The sequence below is a fragment of the Pseudomonas sp. PDM01 genome (assembly GCF_014852325.1).
Taxonomy (GTDB): Bacteria; Pseudomonadota; Gammaproteobacteria; order Pseudomonadales; family Pseudomonadaceae; genus Aquipseudomonas; species Aquipseudomonas migulae.
Genome location: NZ_JACVBK010000001.1, coordinates 271,381 through 293,951 on the forward strand (window position 1 = coordinate 271,381; position 22,571 = coordinate 293,951).

At 58.9% G+C, this 22,571-nt stretch carries 23 protein-coding genes; 11 read left to right on the forward strand and 12 right to left on the reverse strand.

All coding sequences use genetic code 11. The features are described 5' to 3' along the window. Positions 1-197: 197 nt before the first annotated feature. Complete coding sequence (locus IB246_RS01260; RefSeq protein WP_008039025.1) at positions 198-1,616, reverse strand: MFS transporter; 1,419 nt, start codon at positions 1,614-1,616, stop codon at positions 198-200. A gap of 135 nt (positions 1,617-1,751) precedes the next feature. Here IB246_RS01260 and IB246_RS01265 point away from each other — a divergent pair, with 135 nt between their 5' ends. Further along, the gene (locus tag IB246_RS01265; protein ID WP_008039022.1) at positions 1,752-2,642 is read left to right on the forward strand and encodes a LysR family transcriptional regulator; all 891 of its coding nucleotides are present in this window, start codon (positions 1,752-1,754) and stop codon (positions 2,640-2,642) included. A gap of 16 nt (positions 2,643-2,658) precedes the next feature. Here IB246_RS01265 and IB246_RS01270 read toward each other — a convergent pair whose 3' ends face one another. Further along, the gene (locus IB246_RS01270; protein ID WP_008027230.1) at positions 2,659-2,919 is read right to left on the reverse strand and encodes a hypothetical protein; all 261 of its coding nucleotides are present in this window, start codon (positions 2,917-2,919) and stop codon (positions 2,659-2,661) included. A 393-nt stretch (positions 2,920-3,312) separates the two neighbouring features. Between IB246_RS01270 and IB246_RS01275 the strand changes: the two genes are divergently transcribed. Both IB246_RS01275 and IB246_RS01280 read left to right on the forward strand, forming a co-directional pair. After that, entirely contained in the window at positions 3,313-4,398 is a 1,086-nt protein-coding gene (locus IB246_RS01275; RefSeq protein ID WP_008039013.1) for a hypothetical protein, read from the forward strand. A 2-nt stretch (positions 4,399-4,400) separates the two neighbouring features. Continuing rightward, entirely contained in the window at positions 4,401-4,754 is a 354-nt protein-coding gene (locus tag IB246_RS01280; RefSeq protein ID WP_008039011.1) for a DUF1428 domain-containing protein, read from the forward strand. A 13-nt stretch (positions 4,755-4,767) separates the two neighbouring features. Here the strand turns inward: IB246_RS01280 and IB246_RS01285 are convergent, their stop codons facing one another. Continuing rightward, the gene (locus IB246_RS01285) at positions 4,768-4,962 is read right to left on the reverse strand and encodes a hypothetical protein (protein ID WP_008027221.1); all 195 of its coding nucleotides are present in this window, start codon (positions 4,960-4,962) and stop codon (positions 4,768-4,770) included. 60 nt (positions 4,963-5,022) lie between these two features. Between IB246_RS01285 and thpR the strand changes: the two genes are divergently transcribed. Further along, positions 5,023-5,562, forward strand: a complete 540-nt coding sequence (gene thpR / locus IB246_RS01290; RefSeq protein WP_008039004.1) for an RNA 2',3'-cyclic phosphodiesterase — start codon at positions 5,023-5,025, stop codon at positions 5,560-5,562. A gap of 231 nt (positions 5,563-5,793) precedes the next feature. Here the strand turns inward: thpR and IB246_RS01295 are convergent, their stop codons facing one another. The 5 genes from IB246_RS01295 to IB246_RS01315 all read right to left on the reverse strand — a co-directional run bounded on the left by IB246_RS01295 (position 5,794) and on the right by IB246_RS01315 (position 11,106). Next, positions 5,794-6,891, reverse strand: coding sequence for a polyamine ABC transporter substrate-binding protein (locus IB246_RS01295; protein WP_008027216.1), 1,098 nt, complete (start codon positions 6,889-6,891; stop codon positions 5,794-5,796). A 170-nt stretch (positions 6,892-7,061) separates the two neighbouring features. Continuing rightward, positions 7,062-7,946: an ABC transporter permease subunit gene (locus tag IB246_RS01300; RefSeq protein WP_008027215.1), complete on the reverse strand. Its 885-nt coding sequence runs from the start codon at positions 7,944-7,946 to the stop codon at positions 7,062-7,064. Next, positions 7,943-8,824 carry an ABC transporter permease subunit gene (locus IB246_RS01305; protein ID WP_162130710.1) on the reverse strand — a complete coding sequence of 294 codons (882 nt, stop codon included), beginning with the start codon at positions 8,822-8,824 and terminating at the stop codon, positions 7,943-7,945. Before IB246_RS01305 ends, IB246_RS01300 begins: the two co-directional genes overlap by 4 nt. Positions 8,825-8,853: 29 nt before the next feature. Beyond that, on the reverse strand, positions 8,854-9,996 hold the full coding sequence (potA, locus tag IB246_RS01310) for a polyamine ABC transporter ATP-binding protein (protein ID WP_008027211.1): 1,143 nt from the start codon (positions 9,994-9,996) through the stop codon (positions 8,854-8,856). A 348-nt stretch (positions 9,997-10,344) separates the two neighbouring features. Beyond that, positions 10,345-11,106, reverse strand: a complete 762-nt coding sequence (locus IB246_RS01315; protein ID WP_008039002.1) for a gamma-glutamyl-gamma-aminobutyrate hydrolase family protein — start codon at positions 11,104-11,106, stop codon at positions 10,345-10,347. A 272-nt stretch (positions 11,107-11,378) separates the two neighbouring features. Between IB246_RS01315 and IB246_RS01320 the strand changes: the two genes are divergently transcribed. The 7 genes from IB246_RS01320 (at position 11,379) to IB246_RS28980 (ending at position 18,293) form a co-directional block, all read left to right on the forward strand. Next, positions 11,379-12,755, forward strand: coding sequence for a glutamine synthetase family protein (locus IB246_RS01320; protein ID WP_008039000.1), 1,377 nt, complete (start codon positions 11,379-11,381; stop codon positions 12,753-12,755). Between the two features lie 268 nt (positions 12,756-13,023). Continuing rightward, positions 13,024-14,514, forward strand: a complete 1,491-nt coding sequence (locus IB246_RS01325) for an aldehyde dehydrogenase (protein WP_008038998.1) — start codon at positions 13,024-13,026, stop codon at positions 14,512-14,514. 52 nt (positions 14,515-14,566) lie between these two features. After that, positions 14,567-15,850: an NAD(P)/FAD-dependent oxidoreductase gene (locus IB246_RS01330; protein ID WP_008038997.1), complete on the forward strand. Its 1,284-nt coding sequence runs from the start codon at positions 14,567-14,569 to the stop codon at positions 15,848-15,850. A gap of 372 nt (positions 15,851-16,222) precedes the next feature. Beyond that, positions 16,223-16,771, forward strand: a complete 549-nt coding sequence (locus IB246_RS01335) for a cupin domain-containing protein (RefSeq protein ID WP_007946335.1) — start codon at positions 16,223-16,225, stop codon at positions 16,769-16,771. Between the two features lie 114 nt (positions 16,772-16,885). Continuing rightward, entirely contained in the window at positions 16,886-17,332 is a 447-nt protein-coding gene (locus tag IB246_RS01340; RefSeq protein WP_008038996.1) for an NUDIX hydrolase, read from the forward strand. 71 nt (positions 17,333-17,403) lie between these two features. After that, positions 17,404-17,703: a hypothetical protein gene (locus tag IB246_RS01345; protein WP_157222770.1), complete on the forward strand. Its 300-nt coding sequence runs from the start codon at positions 17,404-17,406 to the stop codon at positions 17,701-17,703. 101 nt (positions 17,704-17,804) lie between these two features. After that, on the forward strand, positions 17,805-18,293 hold the full coding sequence (locus IB246_RS28980; protein WP_157222769.1) for a hypothetical protein: 489 nt from the start codon (positions 17,805-17,807) through the stop codon (positions 18,291-18,293). Between the two features lie 324 nt (positions 18,294-18,617). Here IB246_RS28980 and IB246_RS01355 read toward each other — a convergent pair whose 3' ends face one another. The 4 genes from IB246_RS01355 to IB246_RS01370 form a co-directional block, all read right to left on the reverse strand. Next, positions 18,618-18,911: a hypothetical protein gene (locus IB246_RS01355; RefSeq protein WP_008038994.1), complete on the reverse strand. Its 294-nt coding sequence runs from the start codon at positions 18,909-18,911 to the stop codon at positions 18,618-18,620. A gap of 499 nt (positions 18,912-19,410) precedes the next feature. Next, on the reverse strand, positions 19,411-20,283 hold the full coding sequence (locus tag IB246_RS01360; protein ID WP_008038993.1) for an alpha/beta fold hydrolase: 873 nt from the start codon (positions 20,281-20,283) through the stop codon (positions 19,411-19,413). A gap of 112 nt (positions 20,284-20,395) precedes the next feature. Beyond that, positions 20,396-21,028, reverse strand: a complete 633-nt coding sequence (locus IB246_RS01365) for a CGNR zinc finger domain-containing protein (protein ID WP_008038992.1) — start codon at positions 21,026-21,028, stop codon at positions 20,396-20,398. A 119-nt stretch (positions 21,029-21,147) separates the two neighbouring features. Next, positions 21,148-22,569, reverse strand: coding sequence for a mannose-1-phosphate guanylyltransferase/mannose-6-phosphate isomerase (locus tag IB246_RS01370; protein ID WP_008038991.1), 1,422 nt, complete (start codon positions 22,567-22,569; stop codon positions 21,148-21,150). Between the last annotated feature and the right edge of the window lie 2 nt (positions 22,570-22,571).

Below are 22,571 nucleotides of genomic sequence, written 5' to 3' on the forward strand. Positions count from 1 at the left end.
CTTGCTGGCGATGGAGTGTCAGTCGACATCGATTCAGCTGACCCACCATCGCCAGCAAGCTGGCTCCTACAGGATTTACGTCAACCGAACATTCCCGGAGCACTCCCGCACTTGTAGGAGCCGGCTTGCTGGCGATAGCGGTGTGTCAGCCAACATCAATGGCGATTGATACGCCGCCATCGCCAGCAAGCCGGCTCCTACAAAGGTTTCAGCGTTCGGCGGGCTAGCACGACGCCGAGGGCAACAGCGATCAGCCCCAACGCTACCGCGAAGGTGACCCGCATGCCGTGGGCCACGGCTTCGGGTGGCGTCAGGGTGATGTCGGCCGCCTGCGAGGCGAGGGCGAATACAGCGCCCAACGCCGAGGCGCCAGTGATCAATCCCAGGTTTCGCGACAGATTGAGCATGCCCGAGACAACGCCGCGCTGATCGGGCTGCACATCGCTCATGACAGTGGTGTTGTTGGCCGTCTGGAATACGGCATAGCCGAGCGTGATCACCACCATCGGCGCAACGTACCCGCCGATGCCAACTGTCAGCGGCAACACCGATAACACCAGGCACCCGACGGCCATGGCGATCAGCCCGGCGACAGTCATCCGTTGGGCGCCGAATCGGTCGGCGATCCGGCCGGCGGGCACACCTGTCAGGGCCGCGACACAGGGCCCGATCGCGAGCACTATGCCCACCACAACCGCCTTCAGCCCCAGCCCGTGGGCCAGATAAAACGGCCCGACCACCAGCGTTGCCATCATCACCGTCGCGACCAGTGTGCTCATGGCCAGGCTCGCGCTCAGCACCGGGTTGCGAAACATCGCCAGCCGTATCAGCGGCGAAGCGACTTTCATTTCAACCAAAACGAAGAGCCCCACGCCGAACCCCGCCGCCAACAGCAAACCGATATTAAGCAGCCCGAAATGGCCACGGCCCAGCGTCATGGCCAGCGCATACGCCGCCAGCGTCAGCGCCAATACCAGCGTGCCCCACGCGTCGAAACGGACGCTCCCGGTGGTTGCCTTCTGCCGATCCGCCGGCAGGTAGCGATGCGCAAGCAGCAGCGTCATCAGGCCCAATGGCACGGTGATCAGGAACATCGCCTGCCAACCGAATCCACTGATCAACAGGCCACCCAGCGATGGCCCCAGTGCGGTGCCAATCGCCGACATCGTCCCGAGCAACCCCATGGCGCTGCCGGTTTTGGCTTTCGCCACTGTCTCACCGACGAAGGCCATGGTCAGCGCCATCATGATCGCCGCACCGAGGCCTTGCAGGGCTCGGGCGCCGATCAACGTGCCCAATGTCGGTGCCCACGCGCACAGCGCCGAGGCGAGGGTGAACAGGCCAATGCCGCCGAGCAGCAGCCGGCGGCGGCCGATCAGGTCACCGAGCCTTCCGACGCTGACGATCAGCGTGGTGATCGCCAGCAGATACGCGATGACGACCCACTGCACGTCCTGAAAGGTTGCACCGAACACCTGGGCCAGCGTCGGCAAACCGACGTTGGCGACGCTGGTGCCGAGTGACGACAGCAGCATCGACAGCGAAAGGCTGACCAGCGCCCAGCGTACGGCGGGTGTCTGTGTTGTGTTGTCCGCGATGGCGATAGTCGGCTTCATGCTGTCCCTCTGGATCTGACCGCTCCCGAAGTGGAGCTATCAGAAATCTACGCTGGCGCCTAACATGGCGGAAGGCGCACGGGTTGCACTCTACTCGTGCGTCAAACGCCATCTCACCCGGCCGTGGGGCAACGCATGTCGACTCCCGATTTCAATTTGCTGATCACCCTTGATGTACTGCTCGCCGAAGGCAGCGTGGCGCGTGCCGCCAAACGCTTGCGCCTGAGTCCGTCGGCGATGAGCCGGGCGTTGGCGCGGTTGCGCGAAACCACCGGTGACCCGTTGCTGGTCCGGGCCGGGCGCGGACTGGTCGCCACGCCTCGGGCGCTGGAATTGCGCGAGCGGGTCAGCCAGTTGGTGCAGGACGCCGAAGCGGTACTGCGCCCGGCGCAACAGCCTGACCTGAAACAATTGGTCCGCACGTTCACGTTGCGTACCAGCGAAGGCTTTGTGGAGACCTTTGGCGCGCCGCTCATCGCCCGCGTCGCCGAGCAAGCGCCGGGCGTGCTGCTGCGCTTCATGCACAAACCTGACAAGGACAGCACGTCGCTGCGGGACGGGACCGTTGATCTGGAAACCGGTGTGGTGGGGAAGGCCGCCGGGCCTGAGTTAAGGACCCAGGGTTTGTTTCGTGACCGCTTCATCGGCGTGGTGCGTGTGGGTCATCCGTTGAGCCAGGGCGAGATCACTCCGGAACGTTATGCGGAGGGTGGTCATATCAGCGTCTCGCGGCGCGGGCTCGACAAGGGGCCTGTCGATGAAGCGCTGGCGGCGCTGCAACTGGAACGGCAGGTCGTGACCATCGTTGCCGGTTTCTCGACCGCGTTGGCGCTTGCCCGAGCCACCGATTTGATCGCTGCCGTTCCTGAACGCCACACCGAAAACCTGCGGGCGGGCATGCACAGTTTTGCGCTGCCGGTTGCCTTGCCGGAATTCACCGTCGCGATGCTCTGGCATCCGCGTCTGGACGCCGATCCGGTGCATCGCTGGTTACGCGGGTGTGTTCGTGAGGTTTGTGCGCAATAGCCAGTGACGGTCAGTCTCAAAAACTGAACGACCGCGAGGTGTGTTGGGCCAGTTCGGCATCCAGCAGATGTTCGGCCAGCACATCATTCAAAAAGCGGAATTGATCGTTGAGGCCGACCACTTCGTTGCTGAAGTGGTTGCCGGCGGCGGGCATCAGCAGCGCTTCGAAGTTCTTGTCGAACACCAGCGACAGCACTTTGCGCGAGACGGCCTGCTGCGAGTAGTAGTTGTTGCCGAACACCGGAAAGCTCACGGCGAGGGTGACGGTGTGGATCATGATGTGCGCTCCTCGGTCAGGACGTACCACGAAAAAACGGTCAGCGTGAAGGCTGTCAGGGCCAGGCAGGTCAGCAGATGGATCAACATGATTTGCCCCTCCGGTTCGGGGTTGTGTGTCGGGTTGAAGTTGATCCTACGCTGACGGTTCATGAGCGGAAGGCATTCGCGGCGATGGTGAATATCGATGTCAGTGATGGTCGGGTTTTTGTGGTGTTCTTGAGGGACCCTTCGCGGGCAAGCCTCGCTCCTACAGGGGCCGGTATTGAGATGTTATTTTGTGAACGACGCTGATCCCTTGTGGGAGCGAGCCTGCTCGCGATGCTCTTGCGGGCAAACACCTATACTCAGGTAGAAACCCTTAATCTGATTTCAACCCTAGAGAACCGCGATCTTGAACCTGCGTTCGCTGATCGTCGCCGTGCTGCTGGTGTTGGCGGGATGCGTCACGCCTGTGCGTGCCCCGGCGCCTGCGCCGCCCGTGGTCATTTCCCAGAGCACCTGGCAGCAGGTGGATCGGGACATCGTCGCGGCATCCCAGTCCGCCACCGAGCAGGCAAAAATCTATTCGCGCGGCGCCATGGATTACTGGCGAACCCGGGTCTATCAACTGACCGAAGAAAAATTCATTCCCTGGTTCAGCAGTTACTGGACCCAGGAATGGCTGTCGATGAAAGTCAGCTGGTACAGCCTCAGCGCCCAGGGTGAGCAGGATGCCTCGTCGAAACGCCTGGCGGCCTATCTGCTGGAGCAATACCAGAAACGCGTGCTGGCCCCGGTCGCGGTTGAGATTGATCCCGACCAGATTCTCGGTCTGGCCACGGCGTTCTACGTGGATATTCTTCAGGAAGAACTGCAAAAAATCTCCCAGCGCCACGGCGTGCCCATGGCCCAGCTCAATGGCCGTATCCAGAAAATCCCGGCCATCGCCCTCGGACCGCCGCCCGCGCGGGACGCTTCGCTGTACCAGGTCGTGCACACCCAGCCGCTCAACACCCTGCCGGCGTACGCGGCGCTGATCGACAAAATCCACAAGGCCGGCGGTAGCAAGGGCGTTGATTCCACTGACCAAGCCATGGCACCGGTGGCCAAGCGCGCCAGCCAGCGGATGGAAGCCGAAATGGCCCCGCGCGGTGCCGCCAGCGCGGTGTCCGCAGCGGCGGGAAAAATCGCCGGAGGCTTGATTACCTTGGGCGTGGCGGGAATTCGCGCACTGATTCAGGCCAGCGACCGACCGGACAGCGAGGCGCTGATTCGTAGCAGCCTGGGCAACACGTTCGATAAGGCCTGGATAAAAATGGTGCAGAACCCGACCTCCGGTGTGATGGCGGGGACGTTGTACATGGCAGGGCAGATCGAGGGCAACCTGGCGGGGAGTGCCGACGTACCGTCGGTCAGTTCGGGCAGCGGCGCTGTCGATTGGAGCCCGTCCGAACCGACTAAACCGCAGATCGACCCTCAACCCCCGGCAGGAGAATGACCATGTCTTACGTCGATGGCTGTGTCTTTGCGGTGCCCAGTGCCAACCGCGAAAAATTCAAGAAACACGCGGAATCCGCCGCTGTGATTTTCAAGGAAAACGGCGCCCTGAGCATTGTCGAATGCTGGGGCGATGACGTGCCTGATGGCAAAGTGACTTCGTTTCCGCTGGCCGTGAAACTCAAGGATGACGAAACCGTGGTGTTTTCCTGGATCGTCTGGCCGGACAAGCCCACCCGCGATGCCGGCATGCAGAAATTGATGGCCGACCCGCGTATGCAGCAGGACGTCAACCCGATGCCGTTCGATGGCCAGCGGATGATCTTCGGTGGCTTCGACATCCTCTTGCAGGTCTGAGCGTGTGGCAGGATCACTCCGGCGTCGGGGTGATCCTGCAACTCTTGCGATTGCGGATCTCGCTGTCCGTCGGTCGTTCTTTGACAAACTCGAAACGCGGTTCACCTTCGCTATAGTGAACCAGCCAGCCCCACTCCAGCTCTGACTCATCCTGACCCGGTTTCGGTGGCACGGCCCACCATGGCTCTTTGCTGATGATCTCTCGCATGGCCCCGTCCCGTTTATTCGGTTGGTTCAACTATAACGTGCATGTCAGGAGGTGCCAGGCGTGAGCGACGAAACCCCGGAGCCGGTCAAACGGCTGTTTTTTGCATTGGATTGCCCATCCGAACAGCGCAAGGCGATTGCCCAATGGCGCAGCGCGCTGCAATTGCGCATCGGGCGTCCGGTGCCGGTGGAAAACTTCCATCTGACGTTGCTGTTTTTGGGCGCTGTGGAGGTGGCGCAGATTGCCGAAATCTGCGCGGCGGCAGCAAAGGTGCGCGTGCCGGGTGCGGCGTTGCGGTTGGCGCTGGATCGCCTGGATGTGTGGCGCAGGGCCGGGGTGTTGGTGCTCGCGCCGGAACAGGCGCCGCCGGAGTTGCTGCGGCTGGTGTATGCGCTGGAGCAGGCGATGTTGCCGTTCGGGTTTGAAGAGGCACACAAGGAATTCAGGCCGCATCTGACGTTGATGCGTGACTATCGGGCGCCGGTGCCTGAGTCGACGACGCCGCCGGAGTTTTTTCTGCGGGCGGATCGATTTGTGTTGTTTGAATCCCACAAGGGTCGCTATCGGGCATTGGCCGAATGGCCGCTGGTGCCGGCATAAAAAAAGGCGCCCGAGGAGGGCGCCGAACTCACCTTAACCGAGGAAGCCAGGTGAGGCCGTTCGTCAGAGAGGAGTGCAGCGGTGGTAAGGCGCTGCGTGAACGGTAAACAGTAGAAATCCAATGCCCCTGTAGGAGCGAGGCTTGCCCGCGAAGACGGTGTGTCAGTCGCTATCAATGTTGAATGTGACGGACCCTTCGCGGGCAAGCCTCGCTCCTACAAAGGGGCTCAATTATTTCCCGAGCTTCACCCGCGTCCAGCCGCGCGTCATCACCCGCTGAACGCCGATCGGCATGTCCGGAATCGCGTACAACGTCGCCATCACGGCCAAGGGCGGATACGAGCCCGGATCATCGCGAATCGCTTCATCCACCAAGGGCGTCGCCGCCGCGTTGGCGTTGCTGTAGCCGATGTTGTTGGTGATCTCGGCGATGATGTCCGGGCGCATCAGGAAGTTCATGAACAGGTAGGCGTTGTCGACGTTCGCCGCATCCCGTGGGATTGCGACCATGTCGTAGAAACTGCCGGCGCCTTCCTTCGGAATGCTGTATTCGATTTTCACCTTGTCGCCCGCTTCCTGTGCGCGGGCCTTGGCTTGCAGCACGTCGCCGGAATAACCGACAGCGACGCAGATGTTGCCGTTGGCCAGGTCGGAGATGTACTTCGACGAATGGAAGTACGCCACCGACGGCCGGATCTTCATGAACAGCGCTTCAGCTTCGGCGATCTGCGCCTTGTCCTGCGAGTTCACCGGGTAGCCCAGGTAGTGCAGGGCGGCGGGCAGCATTTCGGTCGGTGAGTCGAGGAAGCTGATGCCGCAGGCTTTCAGCTTCTCGGCGTTTTCCGGTTTGAACAGCAAGTCCCACGAGTTGGTCGGCGCATTGGCACCGAGCACTTCCTTGACCTTGGCCGGGTTGAACCCGATGCCGATCGAGCCCCACATGTACGGGAAGGCGTGACCGTTTTCCGGGTCGCTGGCCGAAGCGTTTTTCAGCAACACCGGGTTGAGGTTTTTCCAGTTCGGCAGCTTCGACTTGTCCAGTTCCTGGTAGACGCCAGCCTTGATCTGCTTGGCCAGGAAGCTGTTGGACGGCACGACAATGTCGTAGCCGGATTTGCCTGCGAGCAGGCGTGCCTCAAGGGTTTCGTTGCTGTCGAACACATCGTAGGTCACGCGGATGCCGGTCTCGTCTTCGAACTTCTTGACGGTGTCCGGGGCGATGTAATCCGACCAGTTGTAGACGCGCAGTACCTTGTCATTGGCCTGGGCGCCGGTAGCCATCGCGCCCAATAAGGACAGTGTCAGCAGAGTCCTGCCAAACATTTTCATCGGTACAACTCCATTTCTCTTTTTATTCAAAATCACACAGCAAGCGCTTGCGCGCTCCTTTGTAGGAGCGAGCCTGCTCGCGAAAAACCTGAGGACGCCGCGTTCAATCAGACAGCCCGCGTTATCGTTGAAGTCCATCGCGAGCGGGCTCGCTCCTACAGGGACGGGTATCAGGCCGTCGCTCCTGCCATTTGCTTTTCAGGTTGCTGCCAGGATTCGCTGGCGGTCTGGTCCATCGCTTCCTGGATCGCCCGTTTGCGGCTGGCTTCGGCGCGGCGGCTGAAGTACCAGACCATGAAGGTCACAATCGAAACGGCGAGCAGTATCAGGCTGGCCACGGCGTTGATCTCAGGCTTCACGCCCAGACGCACCGCCGAGAACACTTCCATTGGCAAGGTCGTCGAGCCCGGGCCGGACACGAAGCTGGCCAACACCAGGTCATCCAGCGACAGCGCAAACGACATCATGCCGCCGGCCGCCAGTGACGGCGCGATCATCGGGATGGTGATCAGGAAAAACACCTTGAACGGCTTCGCCCCGAGGTCCATAGCCGCTTCTTCGATGGACAGGTCCAGCTCACGAAGGCGGGCAGAGACGACCACCGCCACATAGGCCGCACAAAACGTGGTGTGGGCGATCCAGATGGTCACGATGCCACGCTCCATCGGCCAGCCGATCAGCTGCGCCATGGCCACGAACAGCAGCAACAGCGACAGGCCGGTGATCACTTCTGGCATCACCAACGGCGCGGTGACCAGGCCACCAAACAGCGTACGACCCTTGAAACGCGTGACACGAGTCAGCACAAACGCCGCCAAAGTCCCCAACGCCACCGCCGCAATCGCGGTGTAGCAGGCAATCTCCAGCGAGCGCACCACCGAGCCCATCAGTTGTGAGTTGTCGAGCAAGCCGACGTACCACTTCACCGACCAGCCGCCCCACACCGTCACCAGTTTCGAGGCGTTGAACGAGTAGATCACCAGGATCAGCATCGGCAGGTAGATAAACGACAGGCCGAAAATCAGCATGAACTTTGAAAATCCGAAGCGTTTCATCCCCGACCCTCCATCTCTTTGGCCTGGCTACGGTTGAACAACAGGATCGGCACAATCAGGATCAACAGCATCACCACCGCCAGGGCAGACGCCACCGGCCAGTCGCGGTTGTTGAAGAACTCTTGCCACAGCACACGGCCGATCATCAGGGTTTCCGGGCCGCCCAGCAGTTCCGGAATCACGAACTCACCCACCACCGGAATGAACACCAGCATGCAGCCGGCGATAATCCCGTTCTTGGCCAGCGGCACGGTGATTTTCCAGAAGTTGTTGAAGTTGCTCGACCCCAGGTCCGACCCCGCTTCCAGCAAGCTTTGATCGTGCTTGACCAGGTTGGCGTACAGCGGCAAGACCATGAACGGCAGGTAGGCGTAGACCACACCGATGTACACGGCCGTGTTGGTGTTGAGGATCTCGATCGGGTGATCGGTCAGCCCGGTCCACATCAAGAACGCGTTGAGCAAACCGTTGTTGCTGAGGATGCCCATCCACGCGTACACGCGGATCAGGATCGCAGTCCACGTCGGCATCATGATCAACAGCAGCAAGACGTTTTGCGCTTCCTTGCTTGCCTTGGTGATCGCGTAGGCCATCGGGAAACCGATCACCAGGCACATCAGCGTGCTGAAAAACGCGACCTTCAACGAACCGAAGTAAGCCGAGATGTACAACTCATCCTCGGTCAGCAGCAGGTAATTGCCGACGTTGAGGAACAGCTGGAGTTTCTGTTCGGCGAAGGTGTAGATCTCAGAGTAAGGAGGAATGGCCAGCGCCGCTTCCGAGAAGCTGATCTTCATCACCAGGAAGAACGGCAACAGGAAAAACAGGCACAGCCACAGGAATGGAATCCCGATGACGAGCTTTCGACCACTCGGCATCAGCCGCATGAACCGCTGATTGAGTGTTTTCATGAGCGCAGTACCACGCCGCTGTCGTCTTCCCACCACACGTAGACCTTGTCGTCCCAGGTCGGACGCGCGCCACGGCGTTCGGCGTTGGCCATGAACGACTGCACGACTTTGCCGCCAGGCAATTCGACGTAGAACACCGAGTGACCGCCGAGGTAGGCGATGTCATGCACCTTGCCCTGGGACCAGTTGTAGCGGGACTCGGGTTGGGTGGTGCTGACCAGCAGTTTTTCCGGACGGATCGCGTAGGTGATGGACTTGTCTTCCACCGAAGTGCTGACGCCGTGGCCGACGTAGATCTTCTGCTCCAGATCCTTGCTGTGAATGATCGCGTGACCTTCAAGGTCCTCAACAACGGTGCCTTCGAAGGCGTTCACGTTGCCGATGAATTCGCAGACCATGCGGCTGACCGGGGCTTCGTAAATGTCGACCGGGCTGCCAATCTGGGCGATCCAGCCCAGGTGCATGATCGCGATGCGCTGGGCCATGGTCATGGCCTCTTCCTGGTCGTGGGTCACCATTACGCAGGTCACGCCAACGCGTTCGATGATTTCCACCAGCTCAAGCTGCATCTGCGAACGCAGTTTTTTATCCAGCGCGCCCATCGGTTCGTCGAGCAACAACAGCTTCGGACGTTTCGCCAGGGAGCGGGCGAGGGCGACACGCTGACGCTGACCGCCGGACAGTTGATGGGGTTTGCGTTTGGCGTATTGGGTCATGTGCACCAGGCGCAGCATCTCTTCCACGCGGGCGTCGATTTCACTGGCGGGCAAACGGTCCTGCTTGAGGCCGAAGGCAATGTTCTGTGCGACGGTCATGTGTGGGAACAGGGCGTACGACTGGAACATCATGTTGATCGGCCGTTCGTACGGCGGCATGTCGGTGATGTCCACGCCATCGAGCAGGATCCGCCCTTCGGTCGGGCGCTCGAAGCCGGCGAGCATGCGTAGCAGCGTCGACTTGCCGGAACCGGAACCGCCGAGCAAGGCGAAGATTTCCCCTTGATGAATCTCAAGCGAAACATCGTCCACTGCGGTGGTTTCGTCGAATTTCTTGGTGACGCGGTCGACTTTCACCAAGACCTTTTTCGGTGCCTGGTGACCTTCAAGAGCCTTCCTGTAAATGCTGGAGGCGTTTGCCATGTGAAACTCCCAACAGGTTTCAGTCGTCGGGCCAACGCGGCCTGACTTAAGAGTGGATTGCAAGCCCGGGGCATTCGGTTGGCGCAACCCCCTGTAGGAGCGAGGCTTGCCCGCGAAGACGGTATGTCAGTCGATATCATCGTTGTCTGAAACACCGCCTTCGCGGGCAAGCCTCGCTCCTACAAAGGATTGCGCTCGCCTGATCCATACCGCTCGGGCTTATTCGGCGCCGCCGTCCTGGCTGCCTGGGTCGTACTTGTTGTTATTGCAGTGTGTTGTTTTCGCGAGCCACGGACGCGCAAAGGCACGCCCGCCAAACTCGCGGGGGCAGTAAATGGGTGTTTTGGGTCAGCGGGTTTTACGCTGCGCGGCCCGTCGTCGGCATGCATCGCCGAACGCCTGGAAAATACTCAAATAAGGAGGATTCGAAAGCACCTGCCATTCCGGGTGCCATTGCACACCGACCGCAAAGGTCGGGCTGTGGTCCACCGAAATCGCTTCGATCAGACCGTCCGGCGCAATCACCTCGGCACGCAGGCCGGGAGCGAGGCGGTCGATGCCCTGACTGTGAATCGAATTGACCATGAACTCGGTCGGCAACTCCAGCGCTTCGAACACGCCACCCGGTTGCACCGTCACCGCATGCGCCGGGGCGTATTGCACTGCCAGCTCAGGGCTGTCCGCTTCGCGATGATCGAGCATGCCCGGCAGTTCATGCACCTTCTGGTGCAGGCTGCCGCCAAACGCCACGTTCATTTCCTGGAAACCACGGCAGATGCCGAGTACCGGAACGCCCGCCGCAATGGCTGCACGCAATAAAGGAAGGGTAGTGGCGTCCCGCGCCGGATCGTGATCCGTGCCGGGAGCGCTGGCCGGGCCTTGATAGTGGAAGGGCTCCACATTCGATGGCGAACCGGTCAGCAACAGACCGTCGAGATGCGCGAGCACATCCTCGATTTCAGTCAGTTCGCCTAAGGAAGGAATGACCACGGGCAGCCCCAGAGCCGCGACGCTGACAGCACGCAAGTACTTGTCGCCGCTGATGTGGTAGGGGTGCAGGCCAATCTGTTTGACGCACGCTGTAACGCCGATCAATGGCTTGAATGCCATTTTTATCACCTCGACCTTGAACGAGTTTTTCAGGAGCTTAGCTTTGTTGATTTTAATTAACAACTCTCATGTAAAAAATTCTAAACGCCGCACGTCCGATTGCTAGTCTTTGTGCGGTGTTGAGGGCCTATATGGCACTCTCGTGCCCAGAAAAGTCCCAAAAATAAAGGATGAAAGGCCAAGTGTTCGCTATTGACTTCACTTTGCCGTTCGGGTTGACTGGGCTCCAGAAAGTGCGGTGAACATAATAATTAACAGCTAATAGGTGCATCATGTCGGTCCCTCTGCGTGCCGTTCAACTCAACGAAGCAAACGCATTCCTTAAGAAATATCCTGAGGTTTTGTACGTCGACCTTCTGATTGCGGATATGAACGGTGTGGTGCGCGGCAAGCGCATCGAGCGCACCAGTCTTCATAAGGTCTACGAAAAAGGCATCAACCTGCCGGCGTCCCTGTTTGCCCTGGACATCAATGGCTCCACGGTGGAAAGCACCGGCCTGGGTCTGGACATCGGCGACTCCGACCGGATCTGCTATCCAATCCCTGGCACCCTGAGCATCGAGCCTTGGCAGAAGCGCCCGACCGCGCAACTGTTGATGACCATGCACGAGCTCGAAGGCGAACCGTTCTTCGCCGACCCGCGTGAAGTGCTGGCCAATGTGGTGCGCAAGTTCGATGAACTTGGCCTGACCATTTGCGCTGCGTTCGAACTCGAGTTCTACCTGATCGACCAGGACAACGTGAACGGTCGTCCGCAATCGCCACGCTCGCCGGTCTCCGGCAAACGTCCGATGTCGACCCAGGTGTATTTGATCGACGACCTCGACGAATACGTCGATTGCCTGCAAGACATCCTCGAAGGTGCGAAAGAGCAGGGCATCCCGGCCGACGCCATCGTCAAAGAAAGCGCCCCGGCGCAGTTCGAAGTGAACCTGCATCACGTCAACGACCCGATCAAGGCTTGCGACTACGCGGTGTTGCTCAAGCGTCTGGTGAAGAACATCGCCTACGACCACGAGATGGACACCACGTTTATGGCCAAGCCGTATCCGGGCCAGGCGGGCAACGGTTTGCACGTGCACATTTCGATTCTCGACAAAGAAGGCAACAACATCTTTGCCAGCGAGGATCCCGAGCAGAACGCCGCGCTGCGACACGCGATCGGCGGTGTGCTCGAGACCCTGCCGGCACAGATGGCTTTCCTGTGCCCGAACGTCAACTCGTACCGCCGTTTCGGTGCGCAGTTCTACGTGCCGAACTCGCCGAGCTGGGGCATCGACAACCGTACTGTTGCGGTACGTGTGCCGACCGGTTCCTCCGATGCCGTGCGCATCGAACACCGCGTGGCCGGTGCCGATGCCAACCCGTACTTGTTGATGGCTTCGGTGCTGGCGGGCGTGCACCACGGCCTGACCAACAAGATCGAGCCGGGCGCACCCGTGGAAGGCAACAGCTACGAGCAAAACGAGCAAAGCCTGCCGAACAACCTGCGCGATGCATTGCGCGAGCTGGACGACAGCGAAGTCATGGCCAAATACATCGACCCGCTGTACATCGACGTGTTCGTGGCGTGCAAGGAAAGCGAGCTGGCCGAGTTCGAGAACTCCATTTCGGACCTTGAGTACAACTGGTACCTGCACACGGTTTGACGAGATCTGCGTCGTCCACACCTCTCGTGCACGACACAAAACTCTGTAGGAGCCGGCTTGCTGGCGATAGCGGCGGCACATCCAACACAAGTGCCGCCTGACACACCGCCATCGCCAGCAAGCCGGCTCCTACAGTTGATCGCTGTCGTTCACACCTTTCGTGCATGACACCAAACCCTGTAGGAGCCGGCTTGCCGGCGATGGCGGCAGCTCAGCCACCACCAACGCCCACGGCCCACCCAACATTCCTCTGCGTCGAGTCACAACCATGACAAACACTCGCAGCGACTGGGAACAACGCTTCCAGTCCCTAACCATCGAAAACCGCGCCTTCATCGACGGCCAATACCGCGATGCACTCAGCGGTGAAACTTTCGAATGCATCAGCCCGGTCGACGGCCGCTTCCTGGCCAATGTCGCCAGCACCGATGAAGCCGACGCCAACGAAGCCGTTGCCGTCGCACGCCGCACCTTCGAATCCGGCGTCTGGGCCAATCTCGCCCCGGCCGAGCGCAAGCGCACTTTGATCCGCTTCGCCGACCTGATCCTGGCCAACCGGGAAGAACTCGCCCTGCTCGAAACCCTCGACATGGGCAAACCGATCAACGATTCGATGAACATCGACATCCCGGCGACCGCCAACGCGATCCGCTGGAGCGCCGAAGCCATCGACAAGATCTACGACGAAGTCGCCGCCACACCGCACGATCAACTCGGCCTCATCACCCGCGAACCTGCCGGTGTTGTCGCCGCCATCGTGCCATGGAACTTCCCGTTGATCATGGCCAGCTGGAAGTTCGCCCCGGCCCTCGCGGCGGGTAACTCGTTCATCCTCAAGCCTTCGGAAAAGTCGCCACTGACCGCGATCCGCATCGCGCAATTAGCGCTGGACGCCGGCATTCCGAAAGGCGTGTTCAACGTCCTGCCGGGCTACGGCCACACCGTCGGCAAGGCACTGGCGTTGCACATGGACGTCGACGTGCTGGCCTTTACCGGCTCGACCGCGATTGCCAAGCAACTGCTGATCTACGCCGGCCAAAGCAACATGAAACGCGTCTGGCTCGAAGCAGGGGGGAAGAGCCCGAACGTGGTGTTCGCCGATGCGCCGGATCTGCGCGCGGCAGCACAGGCAGCGGCCAGCGGCATCGCTTTCAACCAGGGCGAAGTCTGCACCGCCGGTTCGCGTTTGCTGGTCGAACGTTCGATCCGCGAGCAGTTCATTCCGCTGCTGGTGGAAGCGCTGCAAGCCTGGAAACCGGGGCATGCTTTGGACCCGCAAACCACCGTCGGCGCGGTCGTCGATCAGCGTCAACTGGACAACGTGTTGCGCTACATCCAGGTCGGCAAAGACCAGGGCGCGCAACTGATCGCGGGCGGCAGCCGCACCCTCGAAGCCACCGGCGGCCTGTACGTGGAACCGGCGATTTTCGACGGCGTGACCAATGCCATGACCATCGCCCGGGAAGAAATTTTCGGCCCGGTGCTGTCGCTGATCACCTTCGATACCGCTGAAGAAGCCTTGGCCATCGCCAATGACAGCATCTTCGGCCTGGCTGCCGGTGTCTGGACCAGCAACCTGAGCAAGGCCCACACCTTCGCTCGCGGCTTGCGCGCCGGCAGCGTCTGGGTCAACCAGTACGACGGCGGCGACATGACCGCGCCGTTCGGCGGGTACAAGCAGTCGGGTAACGGTCGGGACAAATCGCTGCACGCGTTCGACAAATACACCGAGCTCAAAGCGACCTGGATCAAGCTCTAATACTTCTACAACGGCGGCCGCCGGCACATGCCAGCGGCCATCGGAGAAACCTATGAAACAAGCACATGTAAACAGCTACTACGCCGCAACCCGCAACTTCACCGGCGACTTCCCGGTGCTGGAACAAGCGGTGGATTGCGACGTCTGCATCATCGGCGCCGGCTACACCGGTTTGTCCTCGGCGCTGTTCCTTGCCGAAGCCGGCTACAGCGTGACCGTACTCGAAGCCGCCAAAGTCGGTTTCGGCGCCAGCGGTCGCAATGGCGGCCAACTGGTCAACTCCTACAGCCGCGACGTCGATGTCATCGAAGAGCGCTACGGCGACAGAACCGCTGAAGTCCTCGGCAGCATGATCTTCGAAGGCGCCGACATCATCCGTCAGCGCATACAACACTACGACATCCAGTGCGACTACAAGCCGGGCGGCATCTTCGCCGCGCTCAACAAAAAGCAGCTCAAAGGCCTGGCCGAGCAGAAAAGCAGCTGGGAGCGCTACGGCAACAAGAACCTGAAAATGCTCGACGCCGCGGACATCAAGCGCGAAGTCGGCAGCGACAACTACGTCGGCGGCCTGCTCGACATGCAGGGCGGCCACATCCACCCGCTGAACCTGGCCCTCGGCGAAGCCTCGGCCATCATCGGCCTGGGCGGCAAAATCTACGAACAATCGGCGGCGGTGGAAATCACCTACGGCGAACCGATCACCGTACGCACTGCCAAAGGTGTGGTCCGCGCCAAATACCTGTTGATCGCCGGCAACGCCTACCTGCCGCAGGGCCTCGACAATCGCGTGACCGCCAAAAGCATGCCGTGCGGCTCGCAAATCGTCGTCACCGAACCGTTGTCAGAGAAGGTTGCGCGCAGCCTGATCAAAAACAACTACTGCGTCGAAGACTGCAACTACCTGCTCGACTACTACCGCCTGACCGCCGACAACCGCCTGCTGTACGGCGGAGGTGTGGTCTACGGCGCGCGTGAGCCGGATGACATCGAACAGCTGATCAAGCCGAAAATCCTCAAGACCTTCCCGCAACTGAAGGACGTGAAGATCGACTACCGCTGGACCGGCAACTTCCTGCTGACCATGTCGCGCATGCCGCAATTCGGCCGCATCGAGAAAAACGCCTACTACATGCAGGGCTACAGTGGCCACGGCGTCACCTGTTCGCACCTGGCCGGCAAACTGATCTCGGAAATGATCCGCGGCGACGCTGAACGCTTCGATGCCTTCGCATCCTTGCCACACATGCCAATGATCGGCGGCCGCACCTTCCAGGCCCCGCTCACCGCCATGGGCGCCGCGTACTACGCGCTTCGCGACCGTTTCGGCATCTAACCCAACACAAACCTGTAGGAGCAGAGCTTGCTCGCGAAGACGACGGCACATCCGACATCGGTGCCGCCTGACACACCGCCTTCGCGAGCAAGCTCTGCTCCTACATTGGATCCATGGCAGGCACAAAATGTACGTGCAGCAGAGGTCAAAAACTGTGGGAGCGAGCCCGCTCGCGATGACGCCATCCGGTTCCCCATCAATGCCAACTGACCCACCACCATCACCAATAACCATGCGCCTACAGCAACACCCCCAAACGTGATTTAATACCCGCCTTTCACAATTACGGGACAGGGAAGCGGTACTTTCGCGGCCAAAAGTCGCCCGCCATCCACCCCCATAACCCTTAAGTTTTCCTCGCATAAGGCTGTCATGGACACGGGCTCACGACTCAAATTAGTACGCGAAAGCTACAAACTCTCCCAGCGCGAGCTGGCCCGGCGTAGCGGCGTCACCAATGCCACCATCTCCCTGATCGAACAGAATCGCGTCAGTCCCTCCGTCAGCTCCCTGAAAAAACTGCTCGAAGGCATCCCCATGTCCTTGGCGGACTTCTTCACCTTTGATCAGCCGCCACGTGAACATCAATACGTGTTCCGCGCCAACGAACAACCGGATCTTGGGCGTCATGGGCTGCGGTTGCTGCTGATTGGCGCTTCGGTGCCGAGCCGGCAGATGCGCTTGCTGCGCGAGCAATACGCGCCGGGGGCGAGTTCGGGGGAAGAGCCGATTGTGCACTCGGAAGGGGAAGAGTGTGGGTTGGTTACGCGGGGGACGGTTGAGTTGACGGTGGATGGGCAGATTAGTGTGCTCAACGCGGGTGACGGCTACTACTTCCCGACAACCTTACCGCACAAGTTCCGCAACATCGGCCAGGATGAAGCGGAAATCATCAGCGCCAACACCCCGGCTAACTTCTGATCTCAAAAACGGACGCCAACCTGTAGCAGCTGCCGAGGTTGCGTCCGCGACCAACACCCATGCCGAATGGGAGCAGCTGCTTCAGGAATTTTCAAAGTAAATGGACTTCACATCATGACCACACCCCGCATCCGCCCCCTCGCACTTTGCATCTTCCATCACGACGGCAAGATTCTGGTCAACGAATCTCGCGACCCCATCACTGAAAAGCCATTCTTCCGCCCAATCGGTGGCGGAATCGAATTCGGTGAAACCAGTGCCCAAGCCGTTGTACGAGAAGTACAGGAAGAACTCGGTTTACCCATCACCGATGTTCGCTTGCTCGGTACGCTTGAAAGCCTCTTTACGTATAACGGCACACCAGGGCACGAAATCGTGCAGGTGTATGACGCGAAGTTTGTGGATGCCAGTGTCTATGAGTTGTCGTACTTGAATGCTCAAGAAAGCGATGGTGCGGCCTTCGTTGCGAAGTGGCTCCCATGCGCAAGCTTTACTGCCGAAGCGCCGTTGGTGCCCGATGGGCTTTATGAACTGCTAGAGAAAACTTCAATTTCGGACTGAACCCATCACCCTGCAAGTTTGGGTAAAGTTAAGTGGTTGTCTTTTTTTGTCGAACTGAGGGGTCGTAAGGAATGAGCGTGACGAAAAATGCAATAGCGACATTTATCACTTTGGTAGTAGTGTTGGTGGCGATGGCGTATGTGATTCCATACTTTAATGATAAGTGTTTGAAGCCGCAATTCGTTGAGGCGCATCTGAAAAATTGTAATCTTTTGAGTGTGGAGGATTCTTGTTTGTGGTTGAAAGATAATACCGTCTATGAAGATTATGGAGTAGATAAATCTGCTGTTGTGAAGGCCTGCAATAACAGTCGGGAGATAACTGAATTACTTGTGAAGTATGCTTCAAAAGGGAAAATTGGAGGAGAATAATAATTGACAGCACACTGCTGGCTTCTAATGGGGCAGGCCTAAAAAAGGTGACAGATCTATTTTTTAAATAGATCTGTCACTTTTTCGTTGTGAAAAATCCGATGCCCATTCAGGCATCGGATTTTTATCATTCGCTTAAAGCCACTATGTCATTGCGTAAGGGTTCTGCACTGATTGCGCATATCGTCATTATGGATATTTTCGCAACCATGGCCACTCTGTTTGGCTTCGCACAAGTTACGTTGATCATCGTCGCGGATGTTATTGCACCCGCTACCGGTTGTTTCCCCTTTGCAAGCATTTCTCATGTCGTCGTTTTTGATGTTATCGCAACCACTGCCGCTCTGTTTGGCTTCGCACAAGTTACGTTTATCATTGTCGCGGATGTTGTTGCACCCGCTACCGGTTGTTTCCCCTTTGCAAGCATTTCTCATGTCGTCGTTTTTGATGTTGTCGCAACCACTACCACTTTGCTGGGCCCTGCAATAGGCACGCTCGTCATTATCTTTGATGTTTTCGCAGTTGGCATAGATGTACCCACTGAACATCAACAAAATCAAAAGAATGGCTCTCATCATTGGCATCCATGATTTGTCAGGAAGCAGCCTGACGCTGATTGATCCCGAATTTTTTTCATTTGCGCGCCATCATATCGACATCACTCTGCACAAAAGTTCCGTGATGAAAAACTATTTGAGGAGGCTGTCAAAAAACCAGGAAAGTGCTCTATTCATGCTGTACAGCGTGCGTAAGAAGGTGACTAAAAAGGAATAGGTCGGTCACCTTTTTTACTAGCTACCCCTTGTAGATGCTAACTGAGTACAGGCCAGGGTTAAGTCCCGGACAGCCGCAGATAAGGAGTTACGAGATAACAAAAACCCGCGTCAACGCGGGTTTTTTGGGATGAAATTCAGTCACTGACCATTGGAGGTATCAAACCCACGCTGCTCAATCACCCGAAACACATCACTCACGTCCTGGAGCAAAATCCGGGCGATGTTGGCGACGGTGTTGATGTCGTTTTCGGCGTAGTCGGGGAGGCTGGTGCAGCCCATGAGCTGGAGGTAGGGGAGGACGGCGTTCAGGCGTTCGCTGACGACGTTGTGCAGTTCGCGGATTGGGGCGTGGCTGTCGATGGCTAGTACGGGGTAGTCGGTGGCGAATTGGGACATGGGGGTGAAGCGGCGGGGCGGATGTTGGATCGACATGGATGTAGTCCTAGAAAGATGAATCACAATCGCCATTACTCGTTTACCGACGGGGGTCGGCTGCGCGGGTCTGGCGGTCTTCGGTGTCTTCTCTTTTGGGCTGCGAATCCCGGTCACCGACAATGGCAGCGACGGGGGAAACTATAAGCTGCGATTTTTGCGCTCACAACCGAGCTGTAGGACGCTTTGGCGCTTGTTGTGACAAGGCTTAATGCCACTGTTTACGGGGCTTTCGCGGTAATCCGGGCGGTATGGAGTGCCTTGGGAAATCGGGGGCAGGTTTTGGGGCTGCTTCGCTGCTTGTTGGGAATAAATCCCCTAGTTACAAAAGGTGAATTCCTACACGATTTTCGGATGTCAGGTTTGTGAAATCGAGTTGGCTGAAAGGTGTGACAGTGAATGTTTGTGTTGAATGTGAGGGCCTCATCGCCGGCAAGCCGGTCTCGCTCCCACAGGGGAGATGTAGGCGGGCGCATTGTTGCGTCCGCCTGTGATTGCTTTATGCCGCGTGACCAATCACTTCGATGATTCGCTTCGCGATGTAGTCGACGTGGGTTTCCAGGGCGAAGTGTCCGGTGTCGAGTAGTTCGACTACGGCATTGGGGTTGTCGCGTTTGAACGCCTCTGCGCCAGGCGGGATGAAGAAGAGGTCGTTCTGGCCCCAGATGGCCAGGGTTGGCAGTTGGGTCTCGCGGAAGAAGCGCTGAAAGTCCGGGTAGCGTTTGAGGTTGTTCGCGTAGTCCAGGAACAGGTCGAGCTGGATGTCTTTGTTGCCCGGCTGCTCCAATAGCAGCGCGTCGAGGGTGTAGGACTCGGGAGCGATGAGTTCAGGCGTGCTGACGCCGTGTTCGTATTGCCAGCGCGTGCCTTCCAGGTGCAGGACTGCGTCGGCGATGACCTGGCGATTTTCGGACGACGGTTCTGCCCAGTAGGCTTTGATCGGTGCCCAGGCATCGCCCAATCCTTCCAGATACGCGTTGCCGTTTTGCGAGATCAGTGCGGTCATTCTTTCGGGGTATTTGACTGCCAGTCTCAGGCCGGTCGGTGCGCCGTAATCGAAGACGTACATCGCGTAGCGTTTCAGTCCCAGGGTCTCGACGAAATGCCCCAGCGTTTCTGCCAGTGCGTCGAAGGTGTACGCGTATTTGCGCTCGGCAGGCACTTCGGTGAATCCAAAGCCGGGCAGGTCCGGGGCGATGATGTGGAAGTGGGCTGAAAGCAACGGGATGAGTTGGCGGAACTGGTGGGATGAGCTGGGAAACCCGTGGAGCAGGAGGAGGGTCGGCTTGGCCGGTTCTCCTGCTTCCCGGTAGAAGACGCGAACGCCGTCGACGTCGGCAAATGTGTAGCGGATGGGTGCAGTGGTGGTCATGATGATTGGCCTCGTAACCGCATGGATGAGATCAAGCCGGTTTTCGAGATTAAATCTGGCACGAACAAAGTAACCTGTCAAAATGATTTTGACAGGTTATTGTTTTTCGCCCTCAAACATCGATGACTTTCTTTTGCCGTTCGCGGTGGGCCGCTGCTTTCGCTCGGTTGCCGCAGACCGCCATGCTGCACCAACGGCGTTTTCTGCCTCGGGTGTGGTCGACGAACATCAGGGTGCAGCTCGGTCCTTCGCAACATTTCACGTTGGTGAAATCTTCCTCGCTGACGAACTGCGCGAGCACTTCACCCAGTGGCAACAGCAGGGAATCCGGGCTGCGCCAGCGGCGCTTCAGTTCCCAGGCGAGCTTCGGTGTTTCGCCGTCCTGCAGCGTGATTTGGGTGTACTTCTCGTCCCGTTCGAGCAGGCGATTCAAGGCCTCTAGCTCTGTCAGGGCCGAGGCTTCAAGCGGTTGGCCTTTGTATTTCAGGACAAAGCCGCGAAACCACTCGCGCAATGACCGTGCCTGCGCCGCGACAGTTTCCAGCTCGCCAGGCATCGCTTGTGCCTGAAGCCGTTGCAGTATCTCGTCTTCCACCCAGCCCGATTGTTTCAGCCATTCAAGCCAGCCGTTGCCGTCGTCGATCCAGTCGACAGGTTCATCGACGGGCGTTGCTATCGAGTTCAGGAAATCGAGAGCGGCGGCGTCGGCGACGAAGAGGGCCGGTCCACGGGGAGTGCTGTTCATGAGGGTGTCCACTAAAGCCTGGATTGATAAGGTTCAGCGTAACCACTCAAAATGTATTCGACAAGTTACTATATTATTTGTAACCTCTTCGTTGTGTTCGGTGGGGTTACTGAATGGGCTCAATTCTTGACCTGCTGATTCCTCCCATAAACATCCTCCAACCGCTCAATATCGTCCTCACCTAAATAACTCCCAGACTGCACCTCAATCACCTCCAGCGGAATTTTCCCGGGGTTGGCCAGCCGATGCACTGAAGCAATCGGAATGTAGGTGGACTGGTTTTCCGTCAGCAGGAAGACCTTTTCATTACACGTCACCTGGGCCGTGCCGGAGACCACGATCCAGTGTTCGGCGCGGTGGTGGTGCATTTGCAGGGACAGTTGCGCGCCCGGTTTGACGGTGATGTGCTTGACCTGGTGGCGGATGCCGTTGTCCACCGAGTGGTAGCTGCCCCAGGGGCGATACACCGCGCAGTTGTTCTGGGTTTCCGAGCGGTTTTGGGCGTCGAGCGCGTTCACCAGTTTTTTCACGTCTTGCACGGTGTCGCGGTGCGCGACCATCAGTGCATCTTCGGTTTCTATCACGACGAGGTCTTCCACCCCGAGCAGGGTCACCAGTTTGCTGCTGCCATGGACGAAGCAATTGCGGCTGTTGTAGCTGACGACATCGCCCTTGAGCACATTGCCGTCGGTGTCCTTTTCGTGCACATCCCACAGCGACGACCAGCAACCGACGTCACTCCAGCCAGCGCTGAGCGGGACGACCCACGCGCGGTGGGTGCGTTCCATCACCGCGTAGTCGATGGAGTTGTCCGGGCAGCATTCGAAGGTGACGCGATCGATGCTGGTCACGCCTTCGCTGCTGGGGCTGCGCTCCAGGGCCATCACGCAGGTGTCGTACATGTCCGGTTCGTGAGTGCGCAGCTCTTCGAGGTAGCGGCTGGCACGGAACAGGAACATGCCGCTGTTCCAGAAGTATTCGCCGGAGCGGACAAATTCGGCGGCAGTTTGCTGGTCGGGTTTTTCGATAAATTGCTCGACCTTGAAGGCGTGGGCGCCCGCGTCGCCGCAGTCGGCCTTGATGTAGCCGAAGCCGGTTTCCGGACGTGTCGCCGGAATGCCGAACAGCACCAGATTGCCTTTGAGCGCCTCTTGCTCTGCGTGTTCCAGTGTGGCGCGCAAGGCGGGGACGTCGCTGATCACATGGTCGGCCGGAAGGACCAACATGAGCTCATCGCGGCCCTCGGCAATCAGCTTGAGGGCTGCCAGCGCCACCGCCGGTGCGGTGTTGCGACCGAAGGGTTCGAGCAGGATCGCCTGCGGCGTGCAGCCGATGGCGGCAAGTTGTTCGTTGACGAGAAAGCGATGCTCCTGATTACACACCACGATCGGTTTGCCGATACCGTTGAACGCCAGGCGCTGCAGGGTTTGCTGAAAGAGTGATCCTTCACCGGCCAGGCTCAGGAATTGTTTGGGATACAACTTGCGTGACAATGGCCACAACCGGGAACCACTGCCCCCGGACAGAATGACTGGAATCATTT